We start from the raw sequence: 24,714 nt of genomic DNA, 5'->3' as shown, positions 1-24,714 counted from the left end.
CACCACAGTGGTGAACCCCACCCACGAGCAGGCCGAAGCGGTCGCCGCGTACGGCGACGGGCTGGACCTGGTCCTCCAGGCGGGCGCAGGCTGCGGCAAGTCCAGCACGCTCAAGATGATCGCCCGCTCCGACCGGCGCCGCCGGATGACGTACGTCGCCTACAACTCCGCCATCGCCGCCGACGCCCGCCGCAGCTTCCCTTCCAACGTCGCGGCGAAGACCGGCCACGGCCTCGCCTTCGACCCGCGGTACGGCGCCCGCCTCCAGCGGCCCCGCCAGACCGCACACCAAGCCGCGCAAGCCCTCGACGTCCGCTCCATCCTCGGCATCATCGGCGCGACCCCATCGGTCGTGACCGACCGCCAGGGCCTGAAGCCGCTCACCTCAAAGATCATCATGCGGGCCGCCCTCGACACCGTCGAGCGCTTCTGCCACAGCGCAGACCCAGAGCTGACCCAGCAGCATGTGCCGCACTTCGACGGGCTGAAGAAGGCCCGCGGCGAGGTCGTCAAGCTCGTCCTCCCCGTTGCCCGGGCCGCCTGGGCAGACCTCCAGAGCGACGACTCCGTGCTGCGCCTCACCCATGACCACTACCTGAAGATGTGGGCACTGTCGCAGCCCCGTATCCCGACGGACGTGGTACTCCTCGACGAGGGCCAGGACACCAACGACGTCCTGGCCGCCGTACTCCTCGCCCAGGAGCACGCGCAGCGCATCGCCGTCGGCGACTCCGCCCAGCAGATCTACAGCTGGCGCGGCGCCAACGACGCCCTGGCGGGCTTCGTCCGCGAACTCGACTGCCCCGAGCTCACGCTGTCGCAGTCGTTCCGGTTCGGCCAGGCCATCGCAGACCGGGCGAACGAGTGGCTCCGCCTGGTCGGCGGCCCACTGCGGCTCACCGGCTGGGAGGCCGCAGAGTCCACCGTCGGCGAACTGGGAGCACCGGACGCGATCCTGTGCCGCACCAACGCCGGCGCCATGGGCATCGTGCTGGAGGCCCTCGCTGAGGGCCGGAAGGTCGCCCTGGTCGGAGGCGGCTCCGCCATCAAGCAGCTCGCCTGGGCGGCCGAGGCCCTCCAGGGTGGGCGCCCGACCGACCACCCCGAGCTGATGGCCTTCGTCTCCTGGGACGACGTCCGCCAGTACGCGGAGGAGGAGGACGGCTCCCTCAAGGTCCTGGTGAAGCTCATCGATGAGCACGGCTCGCAGCGGATCGTCTCGGCGGCCGACGGCCTGGTATCCGAGGACCAGGCCGAGCTGGTGGTGTCGACCGCTCACCGCAGCAAGGGCCGTGAGTGGCCGACCGTCCGCATCCACGGCGACTTCCGGGCGCCGAAGCCGGACAAGCAGACCGGCTTGGTGGTGCTGCCGCGTGAGGAGGCCCGTCTCGCCTACGTGGCGGTGACCCGGGCGCGGGAAAAGCTCGACGACCAGGCGCTGGCGTGGGTGTCCACCGTGACGGCGGTGAGTGAATGAGGCTCCAGCCCAGGGCCATCGAGCACGGCGTACCGGTCGGCCGTCAGCGCGACTGGATCCCCGTCAGCAGCTTCCCTGTGCCGACCGTCTGGCTCGCCACTCCCGATGGCCTGGTGCTGCTCGACATGATCGCCGTCGAGCTGGCCGTCAACGGGCTCCGCAAGGGCTGGACGCTCACGCGGGACGAGAAGTGGTTCGCGGCCCGGCTCATGCTCGACCGGAAGATTCCCTACTCGATCATTTCGACGCGCGTAGGTGCCAGCTCGGCGACGCTCGGTGACTGGTTCCCCGGGGGAATCGAGCCCACCGTCATCCGGCCCGACCGCGGGAAGAAGCGCCGCCGGAAGCCCACTCCCAGCCCTCTGTGCGGGACGAGGAGCGGCCACCGGCGACACATCCGGCGCCGCGAGCACGCGTGCCAGCCGTGCCGCGACGCCAAGCAGCTGGCCGACCGCTTCTACCGCGAGCACGGCACCTACGTAGGCGCCCCACTGCCCGAGGCAGTGCCCCTGTGACGGCCGTCGCGACGCCCCGTCACGTACCCGCCACCAGCGGCATTTCGTTTGATCAAGACCGACCGTACGGAGGACCCGTCATGGATCGAGAGTGGGAGCTGCAAGCCGCCTGCCGGACCTTGGACCCGGACGTCTTCTTCTCCTCGAAGACGCTCGGCCTGGCCCGTCAGACCTGCCAGGGGTGCCCGGTCCAGGAGGAGTGCCTGGAGTCCGCGCTCGTCCGTGAGGCCGGTGTGGCGAAGGCGTTCCGCACCGGCATTGTCGCCGGTATCACCGGCGCCCAGCGTTGGGGCATCGAGCAGCAGCGGAAGGCCGCCGCGACCGGCGACGGCATCACGGAGCCCTCGAAGAAGAAGCCCGCGGGGCGGCCCAAGGGGGTGGGCCTCGCGCCGTGCGGGACGCGCGCCGCCTACCAGCGACACCTCCGGTCCGGCGAGCCGGTCGACGCCCGGTGCAAGGCCGCCAACGCTGCGAGCGCCACGAAGTACCGCGCCACCGGCACCACCCAGGTCCGGGCGTCCGCCTGAGCACCGGTGGCCCGGCGGATGCGACCGGCCGCCGGGCCACCGGCCACCACCACCCCTAGGAGACAGCACGTGGGCAGCCGCCTGTACGTCGAGGTGCTCGACTACGCACCGACGACGCTGACGCACCGCGAGAAGCTCGCGCTCTCGGTGCTGGCGGATGACGCCCGGGACTCGACGCGGATCACGTGGTCCTCCGTGGAGTCCGAGAAGATCCTCCGCCGCGCGCAGGTGTCGCGCCCTCAGATCTACGAAGTGATCAAGGCGCTCGTGAAGAAGGGCGTCCTGGAGAAGGTCACCGCCGGTCAGAAGAACGGGACGGCGAAGTACCGGATCCTCCCGCTTCAGTGTCCGGAACTTCCGGACACTGACCCCGATGCCCAGGGTCCGGATTCTGCGGACACTGACGAGCCTCAGCGTCCGGGAACTCCGGACCCTGGACCCGAGCTTGAGGGTCCGGAAATCCCGGACACTGACCCGGCTCAGCATCCGGAAACTCCGGACACTGACGCTGAAGTCCAGTGTCCGGAAAACCCGGACACTGACGAGTCTCAGTGTCCGGAAATCCCGGACGTCAGTGTCCGGGAATCCCGGACACCTACTCACTCTCCTCTCTCTACAAGACCTCTCTCCTCTGGCGAGCCGCCGTCGTCGACCGGAGGTCACGACGACGCGCAAGACGAGGTCCTCGAGGGCGAGCCCGTCGACGACGCCGAGGCCGTCGACTCCGACGCCCCTGTCACCGCGCAGACGATCGTCGGCGAGTGGCTCGAGCGTTGCACCGAGCGCCCGCCCTCCCGTGTCATCGGCCAGCTCTCCAAGGAGATCCGGATCCTCCTCGACGAGGATCACATCCACCCCGACCACATCCGGCGCGGCATCGCGCACTGGATGAAGCGAGGCCTCCACCCCTCGACGCTCCCCAGCGTCGTGAACGAGGTCATGAACGCCCTGGCCGCTCCCGCCGGAGCCCGTACGCCCGGTCCGCAGCCCGCCAACTCCCTCTACGACCAGGCGACCGGCACGACCGTCTTCGACCGCGCCCGTGCCCGCATCGCCGCCCGCACCGCCGCCCAGGAAGGACAAGGCCAGTGACCCAGGACGAAGCAGTCCTGCTGCTCGAGTACGTCGCTGCGGCCTGCCCGGCACAGCGCATCGGCGAGTTCACCCCAGACGTCTGGGGTGAGATCCTCGCCCCCTACCACCTCGACGAGGCCCGCGCCGCCGTCATGGTCATCGCCGCCCGTCAGGCCTTCATCGCCCCGTCCGACATCGTCACCGAGGTCAAGGCCCGTCGTGCCGAGCGCATCGAGCTGGCGAACATCGTCGTCAACGGCGACCCGACCCACACCGGTGCCGAGTCCGCCGCCGCGTACCGCGAGATCATCCGAGCCGCTGGAGACGGCCTCACGGGCCCCAGCAGCATCCGCGCGTCCCTCGGCGCCGGAGATCACCTTGCGCTGCCCCCAGGCGCCGATCACGGCCCGTACGAGGGCCGTGCAGCCGCCGCCCGCGCCGCCATCGGCAAGATGCCCGCCGACCGCGACACCACCGTGGACCCCCGCGGACGTGCCTGCCGCCGCTGCGGCGCCGCCCCCGGCAGCAGTTGCACCACCGGTGGCCGCCGACGCCGCGACGTCCACCCCATCCGCCTCGACGACACCCGCCGTGCCGCCGCCGGACTCCCGCTCGCCGACCTGGACGCTGAGGAGGCCCGCATCAAGGCCGCGTCCGCAGCCCGCCTCCGCGAGGACCAGGAGCAGGAGGCCGAGGCGTCATGACGCAGCCGATCCCGTACCGGTTCGCCGCGATGGCGATCGTCTGCACCTGGTGCCGCGCGCGCCCGGGCCAGCTGTGCACGAACCAGCGCGGCACGCAGGACCGCCGCCGTGACGTGCACTCCGCCCGCCAAACCGACTGGGACAGGGTCATGTCAACCCGGTGTCCCGAGCGCATCTGCCAGGCCGCCCCCGGCCAGCCCTGCACCCTCGCCCCCAACGTCCACCAGGCCCGCACCCTCGCGGCCAACACCCCGACCACCACCACGCCATGAGACGACTCATCCCGTGCAGAGACTGCCGCCGCCCCGTCCTCTGGACCACCACCGAGGCCGGGAAGAAACTCGCCGTCGACCCCGACCCCGACCCCAGCGGGAACACCGCCGTCTGGCGCGACGGCACCGGCGCCGTACGCTCCCGCCGCCCCACGGCCGAGCTCCCCCTCACCGGCTGGGAGCGACTCCACATGCCCCACGTCGCCACCTGCCCCGACCGCCGCCAGCAGCTGACCCTCCCCGTCGGAGTCGTCAGCCTCGCCGAGCACCGCCGAAGGAAGCGCCGATGAAAGTCGTCCGCTGCCGCTACTGCCCCCAGCTCCTGCTCACACCGGAGTCCAGGGCCCGCGGCTACGGCCTCATCTGCGGCCGCAAGCACGGTCTCATCCCGCCCGCGACGCCCCGTCAGCGCGGCACGACGACACCCGTCAAGCCCGTCACGACGCCCGACGTCCACCCCGGACAGACCGCCATCCCCATCCAGCCGCCCCTCCCGGAGGAGTGACCGCGCCGATGCACTACGACGGCCACCACACCGCCCCCAAGAACTCCGGCAAGCGGAGCGCCGCACTCGAAGCCGCCCAGCGCCTGGTCGCGCTCGGCCACCACGTCCACTACGTCGCCAGCAACGAGAACCGCTGCCTCAGTGGCCACTGCACCCCGAAGGAGATCTGACCTTGCTGCCCACCCTGACCGGCGTCGGCCGACTCACCGCCGACCCCGAACTCCGCTTCACCCAGGCCGGAAAGGCCGTCGCCTCCATCGCCCTCGCCTTCAACTCCCGCCGCCTCAACCAGCAGACCCAGCAATGGGAGGACGGCGACACCTTCTTCATCCGCGGCACCGTCTGGGAGCGCCTCGCCGAGAACGCCACCGAGACTCTCGCCAAGGGCATGGAGGTCCTCGTCACCGGCGACCTCCGCACCGAGCGCTGGGAGAAGGACGGCCAGAAGCACGAACGACCGGCCCTCCTCATCCGCTCGATCGCGCCCAACCTCGCGTACGCCATCGCGAAGGTCTCCAAGGACGCCCAGGGCCAGCAGAACGGCCAAGGCGGACAGCGCGGGAACACCCAACAGCGCCCCCAGGGCCAGACCCAGCGCCGCCAAGGGCCGCCGCCCGCCGACGACGACCCCTGGGCCGTCGACCAGGCCAACGGCTACTCCAACGAACCGCCGTTCTGATGGCCAGAACCCTCGCAGCCATCGCCGCCGCCGTACTCCTCACCGCCTGCCACCACACCAGCACCGCGGTACCCACACCCACACCCACACCAGCACCCGCCCCCATCGCACCGGATCACTGATGGCAGCCCTCCTCAGCCTCCCCGGAGGCACCGAAGACGCCGCCGAAATCGTCGAAGCCCTCCTCACGGCCGCAGACACCCGAGACGCACACGCCCCCATCCAGGCCGTCCGCTGGCGAGCACTCGCCGAAGCCATCGGCGACGCCCTCGACGCCCTCCCCAAGCCCAAGCAGTAACCCCGCAGAGGACAGGGACCCCACGCAGGGACCCACCTCCGGCCAACACACCGGAGATGTCCATGACCAAGAACCACAGGAACCAGGAACCGGAACCGGTTCGGAGCCGGTTCGCGCGCCTGTTCCGCCGCCGCCCGACGATCGCCGAGCGCTCCCGTGCCGCGCTCGTCGCCGCGGACCCCGCCGGCGCCTTCGTCTCAGGGATGCGCCAGGCCGAGCCGCTCCGCAACGGTGACGCCCTCGCCGCCATCCTCCGGCAGGCCGAAGCGCTCCGCCTCGCTCGTGAGGAAGCCGCCCGGTGGCGGGAGCACGCCGACGCCTTCGCCCGCGAAGCCGAGGCCCGCGAGACCGAGCGGGACCACGCCTACCGGGAGCGTGCGCAGCTGCTCGCCTGGCTGGCCGCGCTGCATCCGTCGACGGCCGTCATCACCGCCTCGCCCGACGTCGACGAGGACGGCTGGCAGCTGCTCTACCTGGTGGCCGGTGGCTGGCAGATGTCCTGGCACATCCACCCGCGCGACGCCGCCCTGTTCCGGCACGTGACCGTGGTGGACGTGACCGATCCGCGGGCGCAGTGGGACGGGCACGGGTCGGAGCAGAAGTACCAGCGGATGCGGCAGCACGTCCGGCTCCTGGCGCTCGATGGGCTGGGCGATGACGGGGCGTCGACGGGCGTCACGCCGGAGGTGCGCAGTGCCTGACCCCTCTCTCGTCCTCCCGAACACCTTCTCGCCGTACGCGGATGCAGACCCGCTGTACCGGCACCTCATCACGGTGTTCCTGCCGTCCCTCTTCGGCGAGCCCAAGCCCGGCACCCTGACCGTCACCAGTTGCGAGCGCCTCGCCGTAGTCCCCGCCGAGCCCCTGACCGTCGCCGACGAGCCCGACCAGGAGCTGCCCACCGGGCTCTGCCCGTTGTGCCTGGCCGTGATGAGCGGCGAGCAGCCCGCGCCCCGCTACCCATCCGGCCCATGCCGCCGATGTGAGGTGATCACCAGCCACAACGGGCTGTGCGCGCAGTGCCGACAGGAGCAGCACGCGGACTGGTGGCAGGCCTCCGACACCTGGGCCCGCCCCTTCCGCCTCATCCTCCGCGGCAAGCAGGTCCTCGACGGCGCAGTCTTCCCCAACGGCCAGGCCGTCGTCATCGACGACCCCGAGGCCGGACTCTCCAGCGGCGCCGCCACGCTCGAGCAGCTGCTCGCCGGGTACCACCGCGCCGAGGTGATGCTTGCCGAGGACGTGATCCGCGTCGGGACCGCGCGCGTGGCGCACGCCGTCGGCGAGTACACCCGCGTCGCCATCGAGTTGGAGGACACCGAGCGCGAGCGGGACGAGCACAAACGGGACTACCTCAACGCCTGCGCGACCATCGCGGCCATGCACAAGGCGGCCGTCGGCGAAGTCCGTGGACCGACCCGAGGCGTGGTCGAGGACGTGGAGGACGTACGGGCTGCTGTCGAGCGGGCCCGAGAGCGGTGCCAGGCTGTCCGCGACCGCGTAGGGCCCGGCGGCATGATCAACGCCAGCCAGATCCTCGGCCTCCTCTCGCCTACCTGGCCCGACGGCAACCACGAAGTCCCGACGCCCGCCGACGCCCCGTCACAGCCCGTCATGACGGGCCATCACCACTACGGTCGTGCCTGGGTCGGCCACGAGATCGAAGACGCCTGCCCCTGCATCAAGGCACCCTGCGGCCTCGTTGCCCAGTCCGTCCCCGAGTGCACGCAACACCGCGCGGACAAGAGCACGCGGCAGTCGCACCCGGCGGCCTCCTGCCCCGGCCCTGACCAGACCGTCGCCGTGCCGCGTACCGAGCGGTCGTACTGGGTGGACATCGCGGCCGCCCTCAACGCCGCCGTCGCCGCCGGACTGCCCGTCGGCGTCGACCTCGACGGCACCCTCACCGACCACAGCGCCTGGTCAGTCATCTGGGACCCGAGCGCCGAGCGCTGGACGGTCGCCGGATACGAGAACGAAGGCGACGACACCCCGTGCACCTGCACCGTCGCCGAGGCCTGCGACCAGTGCTCCGACGACGACCAGGACGACGAGCCCGAGGAGACCGGCGACGCCGACGGCGACGTCCTCCAGCTGATCTCCGAGATCGCCGGACGCCTCAGCGACGCCACCGACGAAGGCGAGTACCAGGCCGTCGGCCTCATCAGCGACCTCGCCAACGGGCGCAAGACCATCGCCGAGGCCCGCGCCGAGCTCGCCGACATCACCTTCCGCCACGTCTGACCTCGTCCGGCCGCCCGCAGGAGCCGCGGGCGGCCGGACACCCAACCATCCCATCCGAACCTGGAGCACCCGATGTCCGAACGTCCCGCAGCCCTCGACCGCCTCCTCGGCCACATCGCCGACAACCTGCCCGACGACCAAGACGGCATCACCACACCGAGCGAGAAGATCGCCGCCCTGGAGCAGGCCTCCACCGACCGGGCCGCCGACCTCATCGCACCAATCGAGGCGAAGGTCCGCGCCGCGAAGGCCCAGGAGCGCGCCGACTACCGCGAAGCCACCCTCCGCATCGCCGCCCACCACCTGCGCACCACCATCTTCCGCACCGTCTACGAAGACACGGGCCAGAAGGCCGCCGAAGGCGTGCAGCGCGCGGCCGACGCCCTCCTCGGCATGGTCGGCATCACGCCACCCGAGCCGGACAGCAGCCTCGCGGACCTCACCCGCATCCCCGTCGCCCGCTCCGTCCGCTACATCGTCCGCGGCGCCCCCGAAGTCCCGGACGAGTACAACGAGACCCGCACCATCGCCCCCACCGAGCTCACGCTCACCTACCGCGCGACCCCGGACAGCCACCTCGGCCGCGTCCACGCCTACGTCAAGGGCTGGTGGATGCAGGACGGCGCCCGCGTCCACGCCGAAGCCGTCGGACGGTACTTCACCGGCGACCCCACGCACTGGCCCGCCTGGCTCGCGGCCGAGGCCCGACTCCACGACCCGGACAGCCCGTCATGACGGCCGTCATCGCGTTCGTCGCCATGGTCATCAGCTGCACCGGACTCCTCTGCGCACACCAGGGCGCGGGCCCGCCCCCGGGCGCCCGCCGCCTCGCCCGCACCCTCCGCCGGCCACGCCCCGCCTGGGCGCGCGGCCCCCTCGCCACCCGCCGCATCGTCCGCCGCACCCGCCAGGAGCCGAGATGAGACACCGCCGCACCGCCCGCGCCCTCGCCGCCGCCACGGTCCTCCTCATCGCCTCCGGCCTGTACGCCACCACGCACACGCCCTGGCTGTGCGTCTTCGGCTTCTACGCCGCGGCGGTCGCGGCCTGGTGCTCAGCCCGCTACGCCGCTGCGCACCGGCGCTGGCTCGCCGAGCAGGCCTGGGAACGCCGCCACGTACTCGGTGAGCGGCCTGCCCCGTTGGATCCGTGCTGTCACCTCGCCCGCCACAGCGGGGGCGCAGCGCACGACCGGCGCCGCTGCACCGACTTGTTCCACCGCATCACCGCCGACCTCGCCGCCCACCACCCGACCAGGAGCAGCCTGTGAGCTACCCCGCCCTCTTCACCACCCCCGGCATGCGCGACTTCGCCGAGGCCGTAGACGCCGAACGGCAACGCCAGCTCGAGAAGTTCGGCGACCAGCACCACCCCGACGGCACTGGCCTCCCCGTCTACCAGCACAGCGCGAACCGGTACCGCGACCACGCGGACCGGGCCGCCGCCTCGGGTGTCCTCGCCTGGCGGGACGTGTTGCTGGAGGAGGTCCACGAGGCCCTCGCCGAGGCCGACCCGGCCACGCTGCGCGCCGAGCTGGTCCAGGTCGCCGCCGTGTGTGCCGCATGGATCGCCGACCTCGACAGCCGAGGAGCCGACCGATGAGCCAGCCCCCTGCCCGCACCCCGTACGGCCACGCCCTCCACCTCATCAACACCACCGACGACGGCATCAACGGCATGTGCGTCCTGCCCGACGGCCGCACCCGCGACCTGCCCGGCCCGCTCGCGGTCGGCGTCCTCACCGTCCGCTCGAACCTGGCGATCGCGTCCGCTCTCCTCGCCGTCGCCGACGCCGTACGAGCCCCGCGAGGTGACCAGTGAGCCCGCTCCTGAGCCCGGACACGAAGGCGATCGTGCGCGCCGCCGAGGCGTTGACAGTGCAGGTCCGACGGCTCGCTGACGCCCTGACGACCCCCGTCACGACGGCCCAGACGCCCCGCCTCCTCTCCTGCGGCCTCTGCTACGAGGAGCACGGCGAGGAAGTCCACCCGCACCCCGAATGCCCGATCGGCTCGCCCACGTCCGCACTGCGTGAGCAGATCGCCGCAGCCCTGTACGAGCGGGAGCGGCCGCCCCGCGACCCCGCCTGGGCCGAGGCCCACGCCGCAGACCGCGAGGTGTTCGTCGCCATGGCAGACGCGGTCCTGCCCGTGATCCTGCCGACCACCAAGCTCCTGGGCGAGATCGCTCGCAGCGCCGACGCGGAAGTGAAGCGCGTCATCGACCTGTACGAGCGGTGGGTGAAGGCCGGGCCGCCGCCGCTCGGCGCGTCCATGTCCCGCTGGTGGGACGCCCGCCTCCTCGAGCTGCGCAACGCCATCCTCCCGCCCGAGCAGGACGACGAGGACCAGGAGCAAGCCGAGCCGCCCACCGACGAGGAGGACGGCTCGCTGGAGGACGAGCCAACCCCCGACCGCCCGAACTCGCGCCAACCCGCCTACGACGCCGTGTACGCGTACATCCGTGGCCTCGGCGAGTACCTGCCGCCCGACCTCGTGAACCGCAACGCAACCATCTGGCACGCAGTCCACGCCGCGCTCAATGCGACCCCCGTGGGCCGCTGCATCTCCGCGCACTGCGTTGAGGGCGACCACATCCTCCCCGTCGAGTCGGCCGAGGGCCCGTCATGACGGCCCGCCTGGAAGTCCTCGGCGAGGACGGCGAGTGGCACGAAGTCCCCGGCATCGCCTCCGTCGAACTGCACCAGGAGCAGCCCGACCCCGACCCCGAGCGCACGCCACTCCAGCTGTTCGTCGAGGAGTACCGGCCAGTGCGCGACGCCTACGTCCGACTCGTGCACGCGTACACCGAGGCAGCCCGGCCCGTGGTCGAGTCCTTGGCGCGCGGCATCGAGACGTCCGGCCGCGCACTGCGCCAGGCCGGACTCATCGACCAGGACGGCCGACCCGTCCCCCGGCGGGACCGGCCCGCCTGGCAATCCCCCTACGGACCCCAGCAGAGGAGACACTGACCATGGCCAAGTTCCGCAAGAAGCCCGTCACGATCGACGCCATCCAATGGACCGGCGTCAACGCCGGGGCCATCGCCCTCTTCATCGTCCCGTTCCCCGAGAACCACGAAGTCCGCTTCGAGGACCGCCCTGACATCGGCCGTGCGCTGGTCATCCCCACGCTGGAAGGCGAGATGTGCGCCTCGCCCGGCGACTACCTGATCCGCGGAGTGAAGGGCGAGCTGTACCCGTGCAAGCCGGACGTCTTCGGCGCCACCTACGAGCCGGTGGCCGAGCCCGTCTCGGACAGTGACTGCGCGCACTGCCCCGATGGCCACACCCCGCCCGACGGCGGCTCACAACCCTGGAACGCCTCGGTGGGTCCGGAACGCGACGGCGACGGCCAGCCGACGACCATCCACGTCGCCCGCTCGGCCGGGGCGCACGTCGCCGAGTCGGACGCCGAGTGGATCCGTACCCGCCTCAACCCGGCCGAGGCCCCGCACGAGCCGCAGCCGCGCCCGTACACCGGACGGCTCGGCCGCGGAGCCTGACCACCGCATGACGAGGGGGCGCGCTCAATGTCTCGCCAGACCAGCGCGCCCCCGGCAGTGATCACCGTACCCGCGAACACCTGGAGTCACGATGACCACCGCCGACCACCTCAAGACCGTCATCAACCACTGGGCCGACCTCCAACAGGCCCTCGCCACCAACCAGGCCGACACCTGGCCCCCCGTCATGGGCATCGCCCGACTCCACGACCACCTCAAAGCCACCGAGGATGCCGTCCAACAGCGCGCCCTCGAGCGCAGCCCGGACCAGATCGGCGCCACCGCCGCACCCATCCGCATCGCCATCCTCGACACCATGACCGAGCTGGACCGGCGCCTGGTCGACGGCGCCGACATCATCGCCAGCCACGTCCAACGACCGGCCGCCTCCGGCATGGTGCGCGTGGCAGGCCCCGGAGACGACGTCGCCCTGGCCCTGCGAACGCTGATCCTCAAGGACGAGGCGGACGCCCGCCGCTGGTCCTTCACCGACCCGCGCCGACGCACAGCCCCGTTCGCCGCGGCCTGGCTCCTGGCCCGTCATGACGGGGCGCCCGGCCCCTTCGCCAAGCTCACCCCGCGCGCCGAGGACGCCCTCGCCACACTCGCCCGGTGGGCCGCCGGGCAGATCGAGCAGGCCCTGGAACTGACCCGCCGCGCGCAGGTCCTGGAGCGCCCGTGCCCGCACTGCCGGGGCGTATTGCGCATCGAGGGCGGTGACGGCCAGCTGCCGACCGTGAAGTGCCGCGGCTGCGGACGCACGTGGACCGGCGAGGTGGCGGCATGATGCTCCTCGTCCTGCGCGCTCGGCTGCTCTTCCGGCAGATGCTCGGCATCCGCGACATCACGGCCGCCCGCCTCCGGTCGGAGATTGCCCAGGAGAGAGCCCGGCGCTCGGTCTGACCGTGGCACGCTGAGCGGGGCGGTCCGGAAAGCCGGGTGACGACCGGCGCCGGTGGGATACGGGAGCCCGCGCGGACCGCCCTCAGTGCGTCCAGACCTCCGGACCGCCGCCCCGCCACTCGATCAGCGCGGACCGGACCACGTCCATCTCATCCCAGTCCTGGAGCCCGGCCTCCTGAAGGAACGCCGCGACGTCCCGGATGCTGTACGCGAGGCCGAGGATTTTTTCCTCCACCCGGACACGGCGGCCCCCGTCCTCGTCTGGCGGGTACACGACGACAGGGCGATCACTGGCCATACGCTCCAGCGTCGCCCGGCCACGGAAGGGGCGCACGCTGGACTACTCCGGGCACGACGATGCCCCCGCCTCGGTGAGGTCGGGGGCCTCAGCCCGTGCGACCTACGGCCGCCACTCCTCGCGGTAGCCAGGCCGGTCCGCGTACATCAGGGCCATGCGCCGCAGCGCACTCCACCAGGCCGACCAGCGCGCCTCCACGACCGCCCACTCCTCCATCGGCTTTGTCCGGCGCGCATCCTGCCACTCCAACCACGCCAGATGGGCAGCCTTCACGAGCTGGGCCTTGACGGCGCTCTCCCCCCGCGCCCGCTCCGGGTCCCACGCCTCAATGTGCGCCGTCTGCTCCTTGGACGCTACCCCCTCGGCCACGATCGTCGTGCCGAACCCGTCCACGATCCGGCCCGGATGCTCGGGATCCTCACGCCATTCGCCGCGGGCCTCGCCGCCGTCGAACTTGTGCTTGGCAGCGTCCGCCGCCTGTAGGTCCACGTGCACCTGGTCGTCGAGCCACTCCACCAGCTCATCCACCGCTACTCCTCCGCCTTCGCCCGGTTCTTCCACGACCCGGTGTGCCCCCGGATGATGTCCTGCACCACGCCAGCCGACATCTCCAGCCGCGCCGCGATCGCCCGGATCGACACCGGCGGATCCTCTGCGCGCAGAGCCAGGACGAGATCACGACGCTCGGCGTGCCAGTCCTTCACCCGCTGCGCCTGAAGCGCCAGCACGCGGTTCCGGGCCCGCACCCGCTCCTCCACATCGGGGATGCGGTCGACGTCTTCGAGGGCTTCTGCCACCCGCTGTACCTCCTCGATCTCGTCGCCCACGCCCGCTCCTCTCGTCTGCGGGAAGCGGCACGCACCGGCTCTCTTGCATGGGGACCATACAGGGCTGTACGGTCCCCATACAACGGACGGGGTGCAACTGCCCTTCCGTAGATCAACAAAGCCCCCGGCCCGCTGATTTGGCGATCCCGGGCCGGGGGCGGACCCACCCACAACCGTGACGAAGGAGCAGGTCCGCCATGGAGCGTACCGACCCGCCCAACCCCCAGCACAACCCCCGCACCTGCCACCTCTGCGCCGTCCTCCGGCACCCCGCGCAGGCGCAGACCGGCCGCGCCCTCACCCGCCACCTCGCCGCGCACCCCTTCCCGCGCCAGGTGACCGCGTGAGCCGCCGCCGACCGCCCGGCCACCACACCGTCCGCATCCTCAGCCTCCTCGGCCTGGCCCTCACCATCGCCAGCCTCGCCCTGGTGCTCGGCGGCCGCCGATGAGACTCCGCGACTTCGCCCGCAGCCTCAAGCCGGGCAACGACCGCCAGCTGGCCGACGACCTCGCCGCCCAGCGCCGCATCCAGCGCTCCCGCGCCGCGACCAAGGCGGACCGCGAGGGCGCGAAGTGGGAGCGCAAGGACCGCGACCGCGACCGCCGCGGCGACCGGCACACCGACTGGACGAGCTGATGGGGCGCCTCCTGTACGCCCTCGGCATCTTCGCGTCCGTAGCCGCACTCGCCTTCGCGATCTACCGCGGCGCCTAACCCATCTGACCGGCCGCCCCCGCAAATCCCCCCGGCGGGGGCGGCCACCCGCCGCCCCAGGGAGCACCCCTTGAAGACCCCACCCGCCACCGGCCGCCGCCTCGGCAGCAGCGTTGGCGTGGCCTGGTTCATCGTCCTCGCGATGATGCTCGCGGCCGCCGCCTGGTCCATCAGCTCCAAGCTCATGGGCTGGGGCATGGACAAGGAACCCGCCTACGCCCTGTCCCTGATGTTCGACCTCGCTGGCCTGCTCTGCGCCCAGTACGCGAAGCGCGCCATCGAGCGAGGCACCCCGGCAGGCCTCCCGCGCCTCGCCGTCCTCGCCTTCGTCACCGTGTCCGGCGTCCTCAACTGGTCCCACGGCCTGGAGGTCGGCGGCATGGTCGGCGGCATCGGCCTCGCCTCCATCAGCCTCGCCGTGGAGCTGCTCTTCGAGCTGCACCGCCGTGACGTCCGAGACGAGCAGCGCGCCGCCCGCGGCCTGATCGCCGAGCGCATGCCGCACATCCCCGTCCTGGCCTGGGTGATGTTCCCCCGCGACGCCTGGACGACGCTCCGGTCGGCCGTCCGTCACCGGCTCGACAACCTCGACGCCGTCAGCGCGCCCGTGACGGCCGTGACCAGCGTCGACCGTGTCGATGACGGCCCGGTGTCGGCCCCCGTCGTGACGCCCGTGACGCCCCCGGTGACGGCCCACCCAGCGCCGCCCGCCCTGCCGACCGCGCCGGTCCCGCCGACGCCCCCGCCCGCGCGTAGACCCGCCCCGCGCCCGCCCGTCGTCCCGACCGGCGCGCGGATGCTGCCGATCGTCGCTCGCCCGACGGCCACACAGCCGCCCGCGCAGGCCCCGGCGCCGATCCAGTACAGCGACCCCCGCTGCGCCGTGATCCGCGCCCTCTACGACACCGTCCCGCCGACCAGGCCTGGCACGAAGGCCATGCGGACCGCGATCATCGCCGCTGGCCTCACGGACGCCTCGGACGGCTACATCCGCGGCACCCTCCGCGCCGAGGTCGAGCAGCACGAGCCGCACCTGGAGCACCTGCCCGCCGCCCCGTTCGCCATGGGCGCCTAGGAGCTGGTGACCGTGACCGTGCTGTTCGGCGTCTTCTGCGCAGCGAGTGCCTGCGGGGCCCTCCTCGCCCTGGCCCACGCCGCCCCCCACGCCGTCGCCCCGGTCACGGGCACCGGCGCCCTCATCCTCACCCTCGCGGCGCTCGGCGTCGCCGTCCTCCGCTGAAGGACCCCCTCATGCCCTACATGGCCATCAACCTTGGCGGCGTCGCCCTCGGGGTCGGCATCATCCTCCTCGCGATCATGCGCTGGGTCATGCGCGAGAAGAAGCGCCTCGGAGCCCTGATCCCCTTCGTCCTCTCCGTGCTGTACGGCATGCTCGCCGCCCTCGCCGCCCTCGGCTCCGTCTCCGCCCTCGGAGGCGCCGCCTGGATCGCCCTGTGGGCAGGCAACGTCGCCGGATACGCCGGACTCGTCTGGGGAGTCGGCGGCAACGCCCCAGACGTCACCCGCGCACAACAGATCGTCCTCACCGACGGCGGCTACGTCATCGTCTTCCTGCTCACCCTCGTCATGATCGGCCTGCTCAAGTGGGGGCCCAAGCAGTCCAAGGGGAAGATCCTCGCGGGCTGCCTCGCCGGAGTCCTGATCGCCCTGTCCGGCAACGTCGCCGGAGTCGCCGCGATCCCCCTCGGCTCCGGCGCCAACCTCGCCGGTGTCGGCTTCGAGGGGGTGTTCGGATGAGCGCCACCGAGGCCGAGCCCGGCGAGCAAGCCACCGACCCGGAGGACGCGGGGGAGCCAGGCGTCAGCGAGCGCACCGCCCGACTCATCCTCGCCGCGGTGCTGCTGCTGGCCATGTGGGGCATCGTCGCCGTCCTCCCCGAGACCGCGTACGTCGTCGTCGGCGTCCTCGCCTGCCTCGCCTGGCAGCGAGCACGCCGGTGGCTGGCCGGACGCCGTAGCGGCGCCGAGGCGGGGGAGAGCGAGCCGGATCGGCTGCCCCTCGCGGAAGCCGACGTCGTCCAGGCGCTCCACCGCTTTGCCGCACCGCACGTGTTCCTGTCCGCGCTTGCGGCCGAGCTGGACCTGTCGATGGAGGCCACCAGGGCGGTGCTGGAGGCGCTCGACATCCGGGTCCGGCGGGCCGTCCGCGTTGGGGATACGACGGGGGTGGGCGTCCACAAGGACGACATCCCGCCCCTCCCCCAACCCCTCTCGGGGACCCCTGTTGAGGGTGTTGACCAGGGACAACCAACCAACCAACAAGCCGGAGTGCGGATCGAGCGCACCGAGGGCGGGCTGATCATCTACGACCTCGCCGACAATCACCGGCACCACACGGTGGACCACCCATAAGGCCCCGACTGTCAGACCCAGAGAGGACTCTGAACTCATGCGAACCCTGCCGCACGCCGCGTACATCGAGGCCGTCATCGCCGCGCTCACCGAAGCTGAACTGGCACCCACCGAACACTGGATGGACGACGGCGAGACCAAGGGGGTGTACCGCCACCTCAACGCCGTCATCAGCCTCGACCCGTCCAAGACGTACGACCTCGACGACGAGGACGTGCCCAGCGGAACACCGTGGCGCCACGGCCTGATCCTCAGCTGGGAGTGGCACACCGGAGCCGAGGACGGCTGGCCCGACAAGGGCCCGCTCTGGGAGTTCGCCGCCCTGAAGAGCGACGGCTCCTGCCAGTACCCGCCCGTGACGCTCCCCGTGCACGGCTACGCCAGCCCGGCCGCCATCGTGGAAGCCGCACGGGCCGTCATCGACCACCGAATCAAGGCCCGCCCCGGCGGGATGTCCGACTGGGACGGCGGGATCATCGGCAACTCGTGGGACCGCGCCGACGAACTCGACGCCGCGTGTGAGGCATGGGGCGCGAAGGAGACCGCGTAGACAGCCGCCTGCCACACTGACCATGCGCTACCAACGCATCAGCGCTTCACGCCAAGCGCCCCGGGCCCGCCGCGAGCATCATGCGGCGGGCCCGCTCGTTGGACCGTCATGAGTGCCCAGCCCCTCCGGCTCAGCGCCGCCCAAGCCGTGGCGTTCCGCCAGGCCTTCGACGACCGCGAGACCTACATCGCAGACCAGCCCTGGCAGATCAGGATGGCAGTCGGCTTCGAGGACACCGTGCCCTACCCCGGCTGCCCGCACTGCTGGCGCGACGCGGAGCGGACGGAGTGGCACGTCTTCGAGCACGAAATGTGGACGATCATCAATCCGTGCGGCCACTGGTTCACGACCGAGACGCCGATCACCGTCCGCCGATCAGGCCCGGGCTGGATCAGGGAAGAGGAGTGGCTCCCGTAGCCCGTCATGACGGGAGTCACCTTCGAACGCACCGTCACAGGACCGTCACTCCGCCCCGCCCGCCCCCGCCCGGCCGCGACCATGCCCCTCAGCAACCACGCGCCCAAGGGGGACCCATGCGCATCCGTCACACCGCCGCCGCCATCGCCGCACTCGCGTGCACGCTCACCGCCTGCTCGGCCAGCGCCAGCGACGAACCCGCCGACCCGACCAAGCTGGACGACGCCGCATCGCTTGCCTGCGATGACTTCGCCCGCGGCTACAAGGCCGCCCAGACACAGTCGGCCCGCATCGACCTCGCGAACAAGGTCAACAAGTGGGCGCAGCAGTCCGGGACGAACGGCATCGCCGACAACGCCACCGTCCTCGCCCGCGGCTCCGAGGGATCCGCGGGCGCCTGGCAGATCGGCGCCGACAGCTTCGCCCAGGCATGCCTCGACGCCGGATGGAAGGCGTAGGCCCGTGACGTAGTTGCATCCCGGGACGGCATGATCCATCCTGGGGCCAAGTCCGGCGTGCCCGGACACCACAAACTCAGAGATCGCGCCCCGAGCGCACCACAGGAGGCCCGTCACCGCGCGGGCCTCCGTCATGAGGTCATCCGATCAGAACGGCGCGGGCCCGCTGCCCTGGATGTCCTGCTCTCCCGACCTCACAATCCCGCTGGTCATGACGATCTTGCCCTCTCGGCCGTCCGGCATACGCAGCACCGCATCTTCGACGTCCCACAGGTCTACTGGCGGGTCACTGCGGAGACTGCCGTCCCAGGACTTGAGGCCGCCTCCCTCCTGGTGGATGCGCAGGTCGGCGTCTACCGGGAACTCTTCGTCGCCCGCAACCACCACTGCTGGGCCCCTGTAACTCGTATTCATGGGGCCAGTGTTGCATTCCGCATGGTCCAGGGGGTGATCCCGTGGGCGCAGCCAAGCCGGTCACCGACGCCGAGCGCGAGCGCGTACGCGAGCTGCACGCCGAGGGCAAGGGCCGCAACGAGATCGCCGAGATCCTCGGCCGCGGCGGACGCACCATCAGCACCATCGCGAAGGATCTCGGCCTCTCCTTTTCCCGGGCCGCCGAGGTCCGGCAGGCCACCGAGATCCGCCGAGCCGACCTCGCCGCCCGTCGGGCCGAACTTGCCATCAAGTTCCACGACGTCGCCGAGCGAGAACTCGACAAGGTCAACAAGCCGCACAAGTACTTCGACTGGGGTGGCAAGGAGCACGACTACGACGAACGCTGGCAGGACGAGCCGACCCCCGGCGACAAGCGCGCCTACGTGGCGCTCGCCGCCACGGCGTCCACCCAGTCGCTGAAGCTGGCCCCGCCGAAGGAGGAGGGCGGCGCGGACGAGGTCGGCTCGCTCCTGGTGGGACTCTTCGACAAGCTCCGCGCCAAGCATGGCGACCACTGAGCTGGGGCTGTCCGACAAGCAGGAACGCTCGATCGCGCACAGCACCGCGTGGCTGAACGTGTGGGAGGGCTCAGTCCGCAGCGGGAAGACCATCGCGTCCCTGCTGCGCTGGCTGATGTACGTCTGGACAGCACCCACCGGCGGAGACCTAGTCGTCGTCGGCAAGACCTACGACACCGTCGCGAGGAATGTTTTCGGCCCGCTCCAGGACCCGAACATCGTCGGCGTCGACACCGCGAAGCTCGTCTCGTACACCCGTGGCTCCAGCGTGGCGTGGATCCTCGGCAAGAAGATCGAGGTCGTCACCGCCAACGACGCCAAGGCCGAAGCCAGGCTCCGCGGCCTCACGGGCGCGGGCGCCTACGTGGATGAGCTGACGCTGCTCCCGAAGGAGTTCTTCAAGCGCCTCGTCGACCGCATGTCCGTGCCCGGCGCGCTGATCTTCGCGACGACGAACCCTGACAATCCAGGGCATTGGGCCCGCAAGGAGTGGCTGAACAGGGCCGATGAGCTGGGCATCCGCACCTGGCACTTCGTCATGGACGACAACCCGGGCCTGTCCGAGGACTACAAGGCCCGGATGCGCCGGAACTTCACCGGCCTCTGGTACCGGCGGTACATCCTCGGGCACTGGGTGCAGTCCGAGGGCGCGATCTACGAGCAGTTCGACGTCAAGAAGCACGTCGTCAGCGCGCTGCCGCGGATCGACCGGTGGCTGTGCGACGCGATCGACTACGGCACCGTCAACCCGTACGCCGACCTGCTGATCGGCCTCGGCGCGGACCGGAAGCTGTACGTCGTTTCCGAGTACCGGTACGACTCCCGTCGCGAGCGGCGCCAGATGACGGACGCCGAGTACTCGCGCGCCCGCCGACAGTGGCTCGCCAAGATCAAGCGGCCCGGCACCAGCGTGGTCGGCGTCCAGCCGGAATGGACGGTTGTCGACCCATCTGCGGCGTCGTACATCGAGCAGCTGCACCGCGACGACGTCCCCGGCGTCACCCAGGCCGACAACAGCGTCCTCGACGGCATCCGCACGGTGAGCAGCCTCCTGTCCACGGAGGACCTGTACATCCACGAGTCCGCCGAGGGCCTGATCGACGAAATGCCCGGCTACAGCTGGGATGACGAGGCAGCAGAGCGCGGTGAGGACAAGCCGATCAAGGAGAACGACCACAGCTGTGACGCGCTCCGGTACGGCATCCGCACCACAGAGTCCCTGTGGCGGCCCTACCTGCCAACCCGACTGGAGGCCGCCGCGTGACGACACTCGGCCCGCTGCCGGGCATCCCCCGCTGGACCGGCGTCAAGACCGTCATGACGGGCCCATCCCGCATCCATGACGGGGTGCTGACGGTCACCGTCACCGTCCGGATCACCTCCCGCGCCCGGATGTGGGCGCTCTGGCGAATGCTCACGGAAGGGGGCTGACCGATGCCGCTGCCCACGGGTAACGTCCCTTGGCCCCCACCCCAACTGAAGCCCGCCCTTGACGCGATGCATGTCTGGGACACCTGGTGGAGCGGCGACCCGGACCGCCTCGAAGACCTCTACGGCGGAGGAAGCGGCGGCTTCGGCCCCGACCCCAAGCCGATCCAGTACTCGAACGGCATCAAGGGGAAGATCGCCCGCTGGTGGTGGGGCACCCCCCCTGCGCCCGGCGAGCGTCGCACCAAGCTGCACGTGCCGATCGCCGGGGACATCTGCGGTGGGAGCGCCGACCTCCTTTTCTCCGAACCGCCGAAGCTCACCGTCGACGACAACGCCACCCAGACGCGCCTCGACGCGCTCACCGACGACGGCATGCTGGCCACCCTCCAGACCGCCGCCGAGGTCGGCGCCGCCCTGGGCGGGATCTACCTGCGGCCGGTGTACGACAAGAAGGTGGCGGACCGGCCATGGCTGCACGCCACCCATGCCGACCGCGCCGTGCCCGAGTTCACCTGGGGGCGGCTGAGCGCCGTCACCTTCTGGCGCGTTGTGCGCGAGGAGGACGGGCAGGTCTGGCGTCATCTGGAACGCCACGAGCCTGAGCGCATCTTGCACGGCCTCTACCAGGGCACGAAGGGGAAGCTAGGCCGCGCGGTGCCGCTGGAGGACGACCCGGCAACCGCTGGGTACGCGGCCTCGGTCGACGCTGAGGGGGCGCTCGCCACCGGCTACAAGGGCCTCGACGTCTCGTTCATCCCGAACCAGAACAGCCGCCGCTGGCGCTGCAACGCGGCCCTCGCAGACCTCGGTCGGTCCGACCTTGACGGCGTCGAGCCGCTGATGGACAGCCTCGACGAGACCTACGCCTCGTGGATGCGGGACATCCGCCTCGGCAAGGGCCGCATCGTCGTCCCGGACGCCTACCTTCAGTCCAACGGACCCGGCCGCGGCGCGAGCTGGAACCCCGATCAGGAGGCTTTCGCGGGCATCAGCGCTCTCGCGCGCGCCGACCAGGGCGTCCAGCTCACGATCGCCCAGTTCAAGATCCGCGTGCAGGAGCACCGCGATACCGCGGAGGACCTGGTCAACCAGATCCTCCGCTCGGCGGGTTACAGCGGGCAGACCTTCGGGCTCGGGGGGGACGCCGCGGTGACCGCCACGGAGGTCAAGTCCCGAGAGCGCCGGTCGATGACGACCCGCGGCCGGAAGATCCTCCGCTGGCGTTCCGGCCTGGCGCACGCGGTCCACGCACTCCTCGCTGTCGACCAGACCGTCTTCGGCGGCAGGATCACCCCACAAGCTCCGACGATCGAGTTCGAGGACTCCGTGCAGGAGGACCCGCTGTCCCTGGCTAACACGGCGGACGTCTTGCGGCGCGCACAGGCAGCGTCCACGGACACGCTGGTCCGTATGGCGCATCCGGAGTGGAACGACACCCAGGTCCAGGCCGAGGTCGATCGGATCCAGCGCGAGATGGGCATGACCGTGCCCGACCCGATGCAACTGGGCGACCTGCCGTAGGGGGTGCGCTATGCCGGTCTCCCCGTGGATGGCTGAGGACCTGTCCACGGGAGTCCGGGACCTGTACGCCGACGCCGAGGAGCGGCTCCTCACGATGATCGCCCGGCGCCTGGCCGACGGCATCGACGCGCCCCACTGGATGGAGGCCAAACTCGCCGACATCCAGGCCGTGCGCCGCGGCGCCCAAGCCGTGGTCGACGAACTCGGCAAGGCGACATCACTCGAAGTGCACGACGCCGTGGCCGAGGCGTACAACGTGGGCGCCCGGGCCGGTCTCATCGAGCTCGGCGCCCTCGACGACGGCACCGCCGTACGGCTCGCCGAGCAGACCCCAGGCACGCGCCGGGCCGACCGTCTGGCCATGGAGACGATCGCGGTCGTCACCGAGTCCCACCGGGGCATCCTGCGGGGCGTGGAGGACGTGTACCGCAACGTCCTAGCCCAGACCGCAGCCACCCCGCTCCTGGGCGTGGAGACGCGCAGGCAGGCCACCCAGACCGCCGTCCAGCGGTTCACGCAGCGCGGTATCACCTCCTTCGTCGACCGCTCCGGGCGTAACTGGTCGATGACCACCTACGCGGAGATGGCCACGCGAACCGCCGTCGGCCGAGCCGCCGTGGAAGCCCACCACGACCAGCTGTCTGCCGCTGGTGTCGAGCTGGTCATGGTGTCGCAGTCCCCGCACGAGTGCCCGAAGTGCCGCCCGTGGGAGGGCAAGGTACTGGCGCTGGACGGGCCGGACGGCCGCCGCACGGTGGAGGTGGAGCACGCCACCGAGGACGGCCACATGGTCACCGTGGAGGTGGCTGGCACCCTCGACGAGGCGCGGCGCAAAGGCCTTCAGCACCCGAACTGTCGGCACACGACCTCCGCCTACCTGCCGGGCATCACACGGCCGCCGACCAAGGCCGCCAAGGATCCGGACGGGTACGAGGCCACGCAGCGGCAGCGAGCGATCGAGCGGAACATCCGCAAGTACAAGCTGAACGCGGCGAGCGCGGTCGACCCGGCCAAGAAGCGAGCCGCGGAGGCGCGCGTGCGCGCGTGGCAGGGCAGGATGCGCGAGCACCTGGACGAGCACCCGGAGCTCACGCGGAAGCGGTACCGGGAGCAGCCCGGAGCGAGCAACCTGCCCACCGTGCCGCGGCCTCCGCAGGACGCTGTCGAGGCCGCCCGCATCCGCGCGGGCGATGCGCGTACCCCGGCGGAGATGACCGACGAGCAGCTAGGCGCCGCGATGCGCTCTGGGGCGCTCGACTCCCGGGACTTCGCCCGGGTCGAAGCGGAAGCCGACCGTCGGGACCAGGCGGCGCTCATGGACCGTGTCCGCCCGGGCGGACAACTCACTGAGGACCTGACCGGCTTCTCCGACCATGAGCTGGGGCGCGCGCTGCGCGACGTACCGCCAGCCGACGCGCTGCGGATCGCCGCGGAGATGGATCGCCGGGACCTCGACGCCGACCTTCCCGGCATCGACCGGACGCTCGTGGGCATGTCCGACGAGCAACTCGGTATGCGGGCCGCTCAGGCCACCGGCGACGACCTGGCACGAATCGCGGCCGAGGCCGACCGGCGCCACCTGCTCGCCACGGTCTTCCCTGGCGGGCAGGTGGCCGCGGACCTGTCGACGATCGGGGACGAGGTCCTCGGCTGGGCGATGCGGTACGCGGACGCCGACCAGGCCGCGCGGATCGCGGCTGAACTCGACCGCCGATATCCGCCGGACCCACTGCCAGCTGCGGCTGGCGGGCACACGGTCACGGGCCAGCTCGCGGACCGGGCCGCACTGGACGAGGTCCTCGGGCCGCTGAGCACGGTCGACGAGTGGGCGCGCCTGGCCGACGAGTTGCCCGACCCGTACGCCGGGATGACGGCGACGGAACGCTGGATCGCCGAGCGGGAGGCAGAGCAGCAGGCAGCACGCGGGGCGTACACGCGCGAGCAGGTGCGGGAGATGTACCGAGAGCACATCTACTCCCAGCTCCTGGCAGCCGACGAGGCCACGAACGGACGCCTGTTGAGCCGGAAGGCGGAGGCTGAGGGCGTCGATCCAGCGTCGTTGTTCACGGGTCCGTCACATGTGGCCTACGCCCGCGCGTCGGAAGAGCTGAAACGGTGGTGGGCGGATCATCCGCGCACTACGCTGGCGGAGTACACGGAGATGGTCACCGGCGAGGCCAGCGGCGCCGCACAGACGGCCCGCAAGGCAGCCAGCGACCAGCAGGAACCGACTTTGACTCGGGGGCAGCTGTGGGCGACCGCGAAGCACTGGTGAGGGCCCTGGACGAGGGCGCTCAAGCAGGCCGTGACGGCGCCTCCGTGACCTCCTGCCCGTACCCCCCTGGCGACCTCCGCCGGTCCGCATGGGTACGCGGCTACGCCAAGGGGCGCCCGCTCCCCGACATCGGCTGATCCCAGCCGCACCCCTCCAGGCCCGCCTTGTGCGGGCCTTTTTCATGCCCGGGCTCGG

Annotated in this window: 41 protein-coding genes; 37 read left to right on the top strand and 4 right to left on the bottom strand. The window is 71.4% G+C overall.

What is annotated here, in order from left to right; all coding sequences use genetic code 11:
* Window positions 1–7: 7 nt before the first annotated feature.
* The 22 genes from ACFVQG_RS18390 to ACFVQG_RS18285 all read left to right on the top strand — a co-directional run bounded on the left by ACFVQG_RS18390 (window position 8) and on the right by ACFVQG_RS18285 (window position 12,585).
* Complete coding sequence (locus tag ACFVQG_RS18390) at window positions 8–1,477, top strand: UvrD-helicase domain-containing protein (RefSeq protein WP_383383674.1); 1,470 nt, start codon at window positions 8–10, stop codon at window positions 1,475–1,477.
* Window positions 1,474–1,992, top strand: a complete 519-nt coding sequence (locus ACFVQG_RS18385) for a hypothetical protein (protein ID WP_383383671.1) — start codon at window positions 1,474–1,476, stop codon at window positions 1,990–1,992. The genes ACFVQG_RS18390 and ACFVQG_RS18385 overlap by 4 nt, the downstream gene beginning before the upstream one ends.
* 80 nt (window positions 1,993–2,072) lie before the next feature.
* Complete coding sequence (locus ACFVQG_RS18380) at window positions 2,073–2,519, top strand: WhiB family transcriptional regulator (RefSeq protein WP_383383668.1); 447 nt, start codon at window positions 2,073–2,075, stop codon at window positions 2,517–2,519.
* A 69-nt stretch (window positions 2,520–2,588) separates the two neighbouring features.
* The gene (locus ACFVQG_RS18375) at window positions 2,589–3,611 is read left to right on the top strand and encodes a hypothetical protein (RefSeq protein ID WP_383383665.1); all 1,023 of its coding nucleotides are present in this window, start codon (window positions 2,589–2,591) and stop codon (window positions 3,609–3,611) included.
* The gene (locus ACFVQG_RS18370; protein ID WP_383383662.1) at window positions 3,608–4,297 is read left to right on the top strand and encodes a hypothetical protein; all 690 of its coding nucleotides are present in this window, start codon (window positions 3,608–3,610) and stop codon (window positions 4,295–4,297) included. Before ACFVQG_RS18375 ends, ACFVQG_RS18370 begins: the two co-directional genes overlap by 4 nt.
* Window positions 4,294–4,569 carry a hypothetical protein gene (locus ACFVQG_RS18365; protein WP_383383659.1) on the top strand — a complete coding sequence of 92 codons (276 nt, stop codon included), beginning with the start codon at window positions 4,294–4,296 and terminating at the stop codon, window positions 4,567–4,569. Before ACFVQG_RS18370 ends, ACFVQG_RS18365 begins: the two co-directional genes overlap by 4 nt.
* Window positions 4,566–4,859 carry a hypothetical protein gene (locus tag ACFVQG_RS18360; RefSeq protein WP_383383656.1) on the top strand — a complete coding sequence of 98 codons (294 nt, stop codon included), beginning with the start codon at window positions 4,566–4,568 and terminating at the stop codon, window positions 4,857–4,859. Before ACFVQG_RS18365 ends, ACFVQG_RS18360 begins: the two co-directional genes overlap by 4 nt.
* The gene (locus ACFVQG_RS18355; RefSeq protein WP_383383653.1) at window positions 4,856–5,074 is read left to right on the top strand and encodes a DUF6011 domain-containing protein; all 219 of its coding nucleotides are present in this window, start codon (window positions 4,856–4,858) and stop codon (window positions 5,072–5,074) included. The genes ACFVQG_RS18360 and ACFVQG_RS18355 overlap by 4 nt, the downstream gene beginning before the upstream one ends.
* An 8-nt stretch (window positions 5,075–5,082) precedes the next feature.
* Window positions 5,083–5,244 (top strand): hypothetical protein, encoded by a 162-nt coding sequence (locus ACFVQG_RS18350; RefSeq protein ID WP_383383650.1) that lies wholly within the window; start codon window positions 5,083–5,085, stop codon window positions 5,242–5,244.
* A gap of 2 nt (window positions 5,245–5,246) precedes the next feature.
* Window positions 5,247–5,753: a single-stranded DNA-binding protein gene (gene ssb, locus ACFVQG_RS18345; RefSeq protein WP_383383648.1), complete on the top strand. Its 507-nt coding sequence runs from the start codon at window positions 5,247–5,249 to the stop codon at window positions 5,751–5,753.
* A gap of 121 nt (window positions 5,754–5,874) precedes the next feature.
* Window positions 5,875–6,051: a hypothetical protein gene (locus ACFVQG_RS18340; RefSeq protein WP_383383645.1), complete on the top strand. Its 177-nt coding sequence runs from the start codon at window positions 5,875–5,877 to the stop codon at window positions 6,049–6,051.
* A gap of 62 nt (window positions 6,052–6,113) precedes the next feature.
* Entirely contained in the window at window positions 6,114–6,752 is a 639-nt protein-coding gene (locus ACFVQG_RS18335) for a hypothetical protein (RefSeq protein WP_383383642.1), read from the top strand.
* Window positions 6,745–8,295, top strand: a complete 1,551-nt coding sequence (locus tag ACFVQG_RS18330; RefSeq protein WP_383383640.1) for a hypothetical protein — start codon at window positions 6,745–6,747, stop codon at window positions 8,293–8,295. The genes ACFVQG_RS18335 and ACFVQG_RS18330 overlap by 8 nt, the downstream gene beginning before the upstream one ends.
* Before the next feature lie 72 nt (window positions 8,296–8,367).
* On the top strand, window positions 8,368–9,030 hold the full coding sequence (locus ACFVQG_RS18325) for a hypothetical protein (protein ID WP_383383637.1): 663 nt from the start codon (window positions 8,368–8,370) through the stop codon (window positions 9,028–9,030).
* Complete coding sequence (locus ACFVQG_RS18320) at window positions 9,027–9,218, top strand: hypothetical protein (protein WP_383383634.1); 192 nt, start codon at window positions 9,027–9,029, stop codon at window positions 9,216–9,218. Before ACFVQG_RS18325 ends, ACFVQG_RS18320 begins: the two co-directional genes overlap by 4 nt.
* Window positions 9,215–9,565, top strand: a complete 351-nt coding sequence (locus ACFVQG_RS18315; protein WP_383383631.1) for a hypothetical protein — start codon at window positions 9,215–9,217, stop codon at window positions 9,563–9,565. The genes ACFVQG_RS18320 and ACFVQG_RS18315 overlap by 4 nt, the downstream gene beginning before the upstream one ends.
* A complete protein-coding gene (locus ACFVQG_RS18310) occupies window positions 9,562–9,897 on the top strand; it encodes a hypothetical protein (RefSeq protein ID WP_383383629.1) in 336 nt (111 codons plus the stop codon). The genes ACFVQG_RS18315 and ACFVQG_RS18310 overlap by 4 nt, the downstream gene beginning before the upstream one ends.
* The gene (locus tag ACFVQG_RS18305; protein ID WP_383383626.1) at window positions 9,894–10,115 is read left to right on the top strand and encodes a hypothetical protein; all 222 of its coding nucleotides are present in this window, start codon (window positions 9,894–9,896) and stop codon (window positions 10,113–10,115) included. The genes ACFVQG_RS18310 and ACFVQG_RS18305 overlap by 4 nt, the downstream gene beginning before the upstream one ends.
* Entirely contained in the window at window positions 10,112–10,924 is an 813-nt protein-coding gene (locus ACFVQG_RS18300; RefSeq protein WP_383383621.1) for a hypothetical protein, read from the top strand. The genes ACFVQG_RS18305 and ACFVQG_RS18300 overlap by 4 nt, the downstream gene beginning before the upstream one ends.
* A complete protein-coding gene (locus ACFVQG_RS18295; RefSeq protein WP_383383618.1) occupies window positions 10,921–11,265 on the top strand; it encodes a hypothetical protein in 345 nt (114 codons plus the stop codon). Before ACFVQG_RS18300 ends, ACFVQG_RS18295 begins: the two co-directional genes overlap by 4 nt.
* 2 nt (window positions 11,266–11,267) lie before the next feature.
* Entirely contained in the window at window positions 11,268–11,798 is a 531-nt protein-coding gene (locus ACFVQG_RS18290) for a hypothetical protein (RefSeq protein WP_383383615.1), read from the top strand.
* A 91-nt stretch (window positions 11,799–11,889) separates the two neighbouring features.
* Window positions 11,890–12,585, top strand: a complete 696-nt coding sequence (locus ACFVQG_RS18285; protein WP_383383612.1) for a hypothetical protein — start codon at window positions 11,890–11,892, stop codon at window positions 12,583–12,585.
* 198 nt (window positions 12,586–12,783) lie between these two features.
* Here ACFVQG_RS18285 and ACFVQG_RS18280 read toward each other — a convergent pair whose 3' ends face one another.
* From ACFVQG_RS18280 to ACFVQG_RS18270, 3 genes are all read right to left on the bottom strand, one after another.
* Window positions 12,784–12,999, bottom strand: a complete 216-nt coding sequence (locus ACFVQG_RS18280) for a hypothetical protein (RefSeq protein ID WP_383383610.1) — start codon at window positions 12,997–12,999, stop codon at window positions 12,784–12,786.
* 102 nt (window positions 13,000–13,101) lie between these two features.
* Complete coding sequence (locus ACFVQG_RS18275; RefSeq protein WP_383383607.1) at window positions 13,102–13,527, bottom strand: DUF6221 family protein; 426 nt, start codon at window positions 13,525–13,527, stop codon at window positions 13,102–13,104.
* A 2-nt stretch (window positions 13,528–13,529) separates the two neighbouring features.
* Window positions 13,530–13,826: a hypothetical protein gene (locus tag ACFVQG_RS18270; RefSeq protein WP_383383604.1), complete on the bottom strand. Its 297-nt coding sequence runs from the start codon at window positions 13,824–13,826 to the stop codon at window positions 13,530–13,532.
* A gap of 197 nt (window positions 13,827–14,023) precedes the next feature.
* Here ACFVQG_RS18270 and ACFVQG_RS18265 point away from each other — a divergent pair, with 197 nt between their 5' ends.
* The 9 genes from ACFVQG_RS18265 to ACFVQG_RS18225 all read left to right on the top strand — a co-directional run bounded on the left by ACFVQG_RS18265 (window position 14,024) and on the right by ACFVQG_RS18225 (window position 18,339).
* Complete coding sequence (locus ACFVQG_RS18265; protein ID WP_383383601.1) at window positions 14,024–14,173, top strand: hypothetical protein; 150 nt, start codon at window positions 14,024–14,026, stop codon at window positions 14,171–14,173.
* A 100-nt stretch (window positions 14,174–14,273) separates the two neighbouring features.
* Complete coding sequence (locus ACFVQG_RS18260; protein WP_383383598.1) at window positions 14,274–14,465, top strand: hypothetical protein; 192 nt, start codon at window positions 14,274–14,276, stop codon at window positions 14,463–14,465.
* Between the two features lie 147 nt (window positions 14,466–14,612).
* Window positions 14,613–15,617 carry a DUF2637 domain-containing protein gene (locus ACFVQG_RS18255; RefSeq protein WP_383383594.1) on the top strand — a complete coding sequence of 335 codons (1,005 nt, stop codon included), beginning with the start codon at window positions 14,613–14,615 and terminating at the stop codon, window positions 15,615–15,617.
* 6 nt (window positions 15,618–15,623) lie between these two features.
* Complete coding sequence (locus ACFVQG_RS18250; RefSeq protein WP_383383591.1) at window positions 15,624–15,782, top strand: hypothetical protein; 159 nt, start codon at window positions 15,624–15,626, stop codon at window positions 15,780–15,782.
* An 11-nt stretch (window positions 15,783–15,793) separates the two neighbouring features.
* Window positions 15,794–16,300 carry a hypothetical protein gene (locus ACFVQG_RS18245; RefSeq protein WP_383383588.1) on the top strand — a complete coding sequence of 169 codons (507 nt, stop codon included), beginning with the start codon at window positions 15,794–15,796 and terminating at the stop codon, window positions 16,298–16,300.
* Complete coding sequence (locus ACFVQG_RS18240; RefSeq protein ID WP_383383586.1) at window positions 16,297–16,914, top strand: hypothetical protein; 618 nt, start codon at window positions 16,297–16,299, stop codon at window positions 16,912–16,914. Before ACFVQG_RS18245 ends, ACFVQG_RS18240 begins: the two co-directional genes overlap by 4 nt.
* 37 nt (window positions 16,915–16,951) lie before the next feature.
* The gene (locus tag ACFVQG_RS18235) at window positions 16,952–17,464 is read left to right on the top strand and encodes a hypothetical protein (RefSeq protein ID WP_383383583.1); all 513 of its coding nucleotides are present in this window, start codon (window positions 16,952–16,954) and stop codon (window positions 17,462–17,464) included.
* Window positions 17,465–17,572: 108 nt separating this feature from the next.
* Window positions 17,573–17,881: a hypothetical protein gene (locus ACFVQG_RS18230; RefSeq protein WP_383383580.1), complete on the top strand. Its 309-nt coding sequence runs from the start codon at window positions 17,573–17,575 to the stop codon at window positions 17,879–17,881.
* Between the two features lie 116 nt (window positions 17,882–17,997).
* Window positions 17,998–18,339 carry a hypothetical protein gene (locus ACFVQG_RS18225; RefSeq protein ID WP_383383578.1) on the top strand — a complete coding sequence of 114 codons (342 nt, stop codon included), beginning with the start codon at window positions 17,998–18,000 and terminating at the stop codon, window positions 18,337–18,339.
* A 147-nt stretch (window positions 18,340–18,486) separates the two neighbouring features.
* Here the strand turns inward: ACFVQG_RS18225 and ACFVQG_RS18220 are convergent, their stop codons facing one another.
* Entirely contained in the window at window positions 18,487–18,753 is a 267-nt protein-coding gene (locus ACFVQG_RS18220) for a hypothetical protein (protein WP_383383575.1), read from the bottom strand.
* A 41-nt stretch (window positions 18,754–18,794) separates the two neighbouring features.
* On the opposite strand from ACFVQG_RS18220, the gene ACFVQG_RS18215 reads away from it, so the two are divergent.
* The 6 genes from ACFVQG_RS18215 (at window position 18,795) to ACFVQG_RS18190 (ending at window position 24,656) form a co-directional block, all read left to right on the top strand.
* Window positions 18,795–19,292 (top strand): helix-turn-helix domain-containing protein, encoded by a 498-nt coding sequence (locus tag ACFVQG_RS18215; protein WP_383383573.1) that lies wholly within the window; start codon window positions 18,795–18,797, stop codon window positions 19,290–19,292.
* Window positions 19,279–20,556, top strand: a complete 1,278-nt coding sequence (locus ACFVQG_RS18210; RefSeq protein ID WP_383383571.1) for a PBSX family phage terminase large subunit — start codon at window positions 19,279–19,281, stop codon at window positions 20,554–20,556. The genes ACFVQG_RS18215 and ACFVQG_RS18210 overlap by 14 nt, the downstream gene beginning before the upstream one ends.
* Entirely contained in the window at window positions 20,553–20,723 is a 171-nt protein-coding gene (locus ACFVQG_RS18205) for a hypothetical protein (RefSeq protein WP_383383568.1), read from the top strand. The genes ACFVQG_RS18210 and ACFVQG_RS18205 overlap by 4 nt, the downstream gene beginning before the upstream one ends.
* Window positions 20,724–20,789: 66 nt before the next feature.
* The gene (locus ACFVQG_RS18200; RefSeq protein ID WP_383383565.1) at window positions 20,790–22,244 is read left to right on the top strand and encodes a phage portal protein; all 1,455 of its coding nucleotides are present in this window, start codon (window positions 20,790–20,792) and stop codon (window positions 22,242–22,244) included.
* A 10-nt stretch (window positions 22,245–22,254) separates the two neighbouring features.
* Entirely contained in the window at window positions 22,255–24,519 is a 2,265-nt protein-coding gene (locus ACFVQG_RS18195) for a phage minor capsid protein (protein ID WP_383383562.1), read from the top strand.
* Window positions 24,495–24,656 carry an Rmf/CrpP fold protein gene (locus ACFVQG_RS18190; protein ID WP_383383559.1) on the top strand — a complete coding sequence of 54 codons (162 nt, stop codon included), beginning with the start codon at window positions 24,495–24,497 and terminating at the stop codon, window positions 24,654–24,656. Before ACFVQG_RS18195 ends, ACFVQG_RS18190 begins: the two co-directional genes overlap by 25 nt.
* Window positions 24,657–24,714 lie beyond the last annotated feature (58 nt).

It is taken from the genome of Streptomyces sp. NPDC057877, from assembly GCF_042796855.1.
Taxonomy (GTDB): Bacteria; Actinomycetota; Actinomycetes; order Streptomycetales; family Streptomycetaceae; genus Streptomyces.
This window is presented reverse-complemented; position numbering and strand designations above follow the sequence as displayed.

Excerpts from the sequence above, each read along its gene's own strand:
- ACFVQG_RS18245 (WP_383383588.1), top strand. The coding sequence starts at position 15,794 with ATGCCCTACATGGCCATCAACCTTGGCGGCGTCGCCCTCGGGGTCGGC.
- ACFVQG_RS18195 (WP_383383562.1), top strand. The coding sequence starts at position 22,255 with ATGCCGGTCTCCCCGTGGATGGCTGAGGACCTGTCCACGGGAGTCCGG.
- ACFVQG_RS18265 (WP_383383601.1), top strand. The coding sequence starts at position 14,024 with ATGGAGCGTACCGACCCGCCCAACCCCCAGCACAACCCCCGCACCTGC.
- ACFVQG_RS18225 (WP_383383578.1), top strand. The coding sequence starts at position 17,998 with ATGCGCATCCGTCACACCGCCGCCGCCATCGCCGCACTCGCGTGCACG.
- ACFVQG_RS18285 (WP_383383612.1), top strand. The coding sequence starts at position 11,890 with ATGACCACCGCCGACCACCTCAAGACCGTCATCAACCACTGGGCCGAC.
- ACFVQG_RS18350 (WP_383383650.1), top strand. The coding sequence starts at position 5,083 with ATGCACTACGACGGCCACCACACCGCCCCCAAGAACTCCGGCAAGCGG.
- ACFVQG_RS18290 (WP_383383615.1), top strand. The coding sequence starts at position 11,268 with ATGGCCAAGTTCCGCAAGAAGCCCGTCACGATCGACGCCATCCAATGG.
- ACFVQG_RS18315 (WP_383383631.1), top strand. The coding sequence starts at position 9,215 with ATGAGACACCGCCGCACCGCCCGCGCCCTCGCCGCCGCCACGGTCCTC.
- ACFVQG_RS18280 (WP_383383610.1), bottom strand. The coding sequence starts at position 12,999 with ATGGCCAGTGATCGCCCTGTCGTCGTGTACCCGCCAGACGAGGACGGG.
- ACFVQG_RS18385 (WP_383383671.1), top strand. The coding sequence starts at position 1,474 with ATGAGGCTCCAGCCCAGGGCCATCGAGCACGGCGTACCGGTCGGCCGT.
- ACFVQG_RS18365 (WP_383383659.1), top strand. The coding sequence starts at position 4,294 with ATGACGCAGCCGATCCCGTACCGGTTCGCCGCGATGGCGATCGTCTGC.
- ACFVQG_RS18380 (WP_383383668.1), top strand. The coding sequence starts at position 2,073 with ATGGATCGAGAGTGGGAGCTGCAAGCCGCCTGCCGGACCTTGGACCCG.
- ACFVQG_RS18305 (WP_383383626.1), top strand. The coding sequence starts at position 9,894 with ATGAGCCAGCCCCCTGCCCGCACCCCGTACGGCCACGCCCTCCACCTC.
- ACFVQG_RS18240 (WP_383383586.1), top strand. The coding sequence starts at position 16,297 with ATGAGCGCCACCGAGGCCGAGCCCGGCGAGCAAGCCACCGACCCGGAG.
- ACFVQG_RS18200 (WP_383383565.1), top strand. The coding sequence starts at position 20,790 with ATGCATGTCTGGGACACCTGGTGGAGCGGCGACCCGGACCGCCTCGAA.
- ACFVQG_RS18295 (WP_383383618.1), top strand. The coding sequence starts at position 10,921 with ATGACGGCCCGCCTGGAAGTCCTCGGCGAGGACGGCGAGTGGCACGAA.
- ACFVQG_RS18340 (WP_383383645.1), top strand. The coding sequence starts at position 5,875 with ATGGCAGCCCTCCTCAGCCTCCCCGGAGGCACCGAAGACGCCGCCGAA.
- ACFVQG_RS18320 (WP_383383634.1), top strand. The coding sequence starts at position 9,027 with ATGACGGCCGTCATCGCGTTCGTCGCCATGGTCATCAGCTGCACCGGA.
- ACFVQG_RS18220 (WP_383383575.1), bottom strand. The coding sequence starts at position 18,753 with ATGAATACGAGTTACAGGGGCCCAGCAGTGGTGGTTGCGGGCGACGAA.
- ACFVQG_RS18335 (WP_383383642.1), top strand. The coding sequence starts at position 6,114 with ATGACCAAGAACCACAGGAACCAGGAACCGGAACCGGTTCGGAGCCGG.
- ACFVQG_RS18360 (WP_383383656.1), top strand. The coding sequence starts at position 4,566 with ATGAGACGACTCATCCCGTGCAGAGACTGCCGCCGCCCCGTCCTCTGG.
- ACFVQG_RS18355 (WP_383383653.1), top strand. The coding sequence starts at position 4,856 with ATGAAAGTCGTCCGCTGCCGCTACTGCCCCCAGCTCCTGCTCACACCG.
- ACFVQG_RS18210 (WP_383383571.1), top strand. The coding sequence starts at position 19,279 with ATGGCGACCACTGAGCTGGGGCTGTCCGACAAGCAGGAACGCTCGATC.
- ACFVQG_RS18260 (WP_383383598.1), top strand. The coding sequence starts at position 14,274 with ATGAGACTCCGCGACTTCGCCCGCAGCCTCAAGCCGGGCAACGACCGC.
- ACFVQG_RS18325 (WP_383383637.1), top strand. The coding sequence starts at position 8,368 with ATGTCCGAACGTCCCGCAGCCCTCGACCGCCTCCTCGGCCACATCGCC.
- ACFVQG_RS18230 (WP_383383580.1), top strand. The coding sequence starts at position 17,573 with ATGAGTGCCCAGCCCCTCCGGCTCAGCGCCGCCCAAGCCGTGGCGTTC.
- ACFVQG_RS18235 (WP_383383583.1), top strand. The coding sequence starts at position 16,952 with ATGCGAACCCTGCCGCACGCCGCGTACATCGAGGCCGTCATCGCCGCG.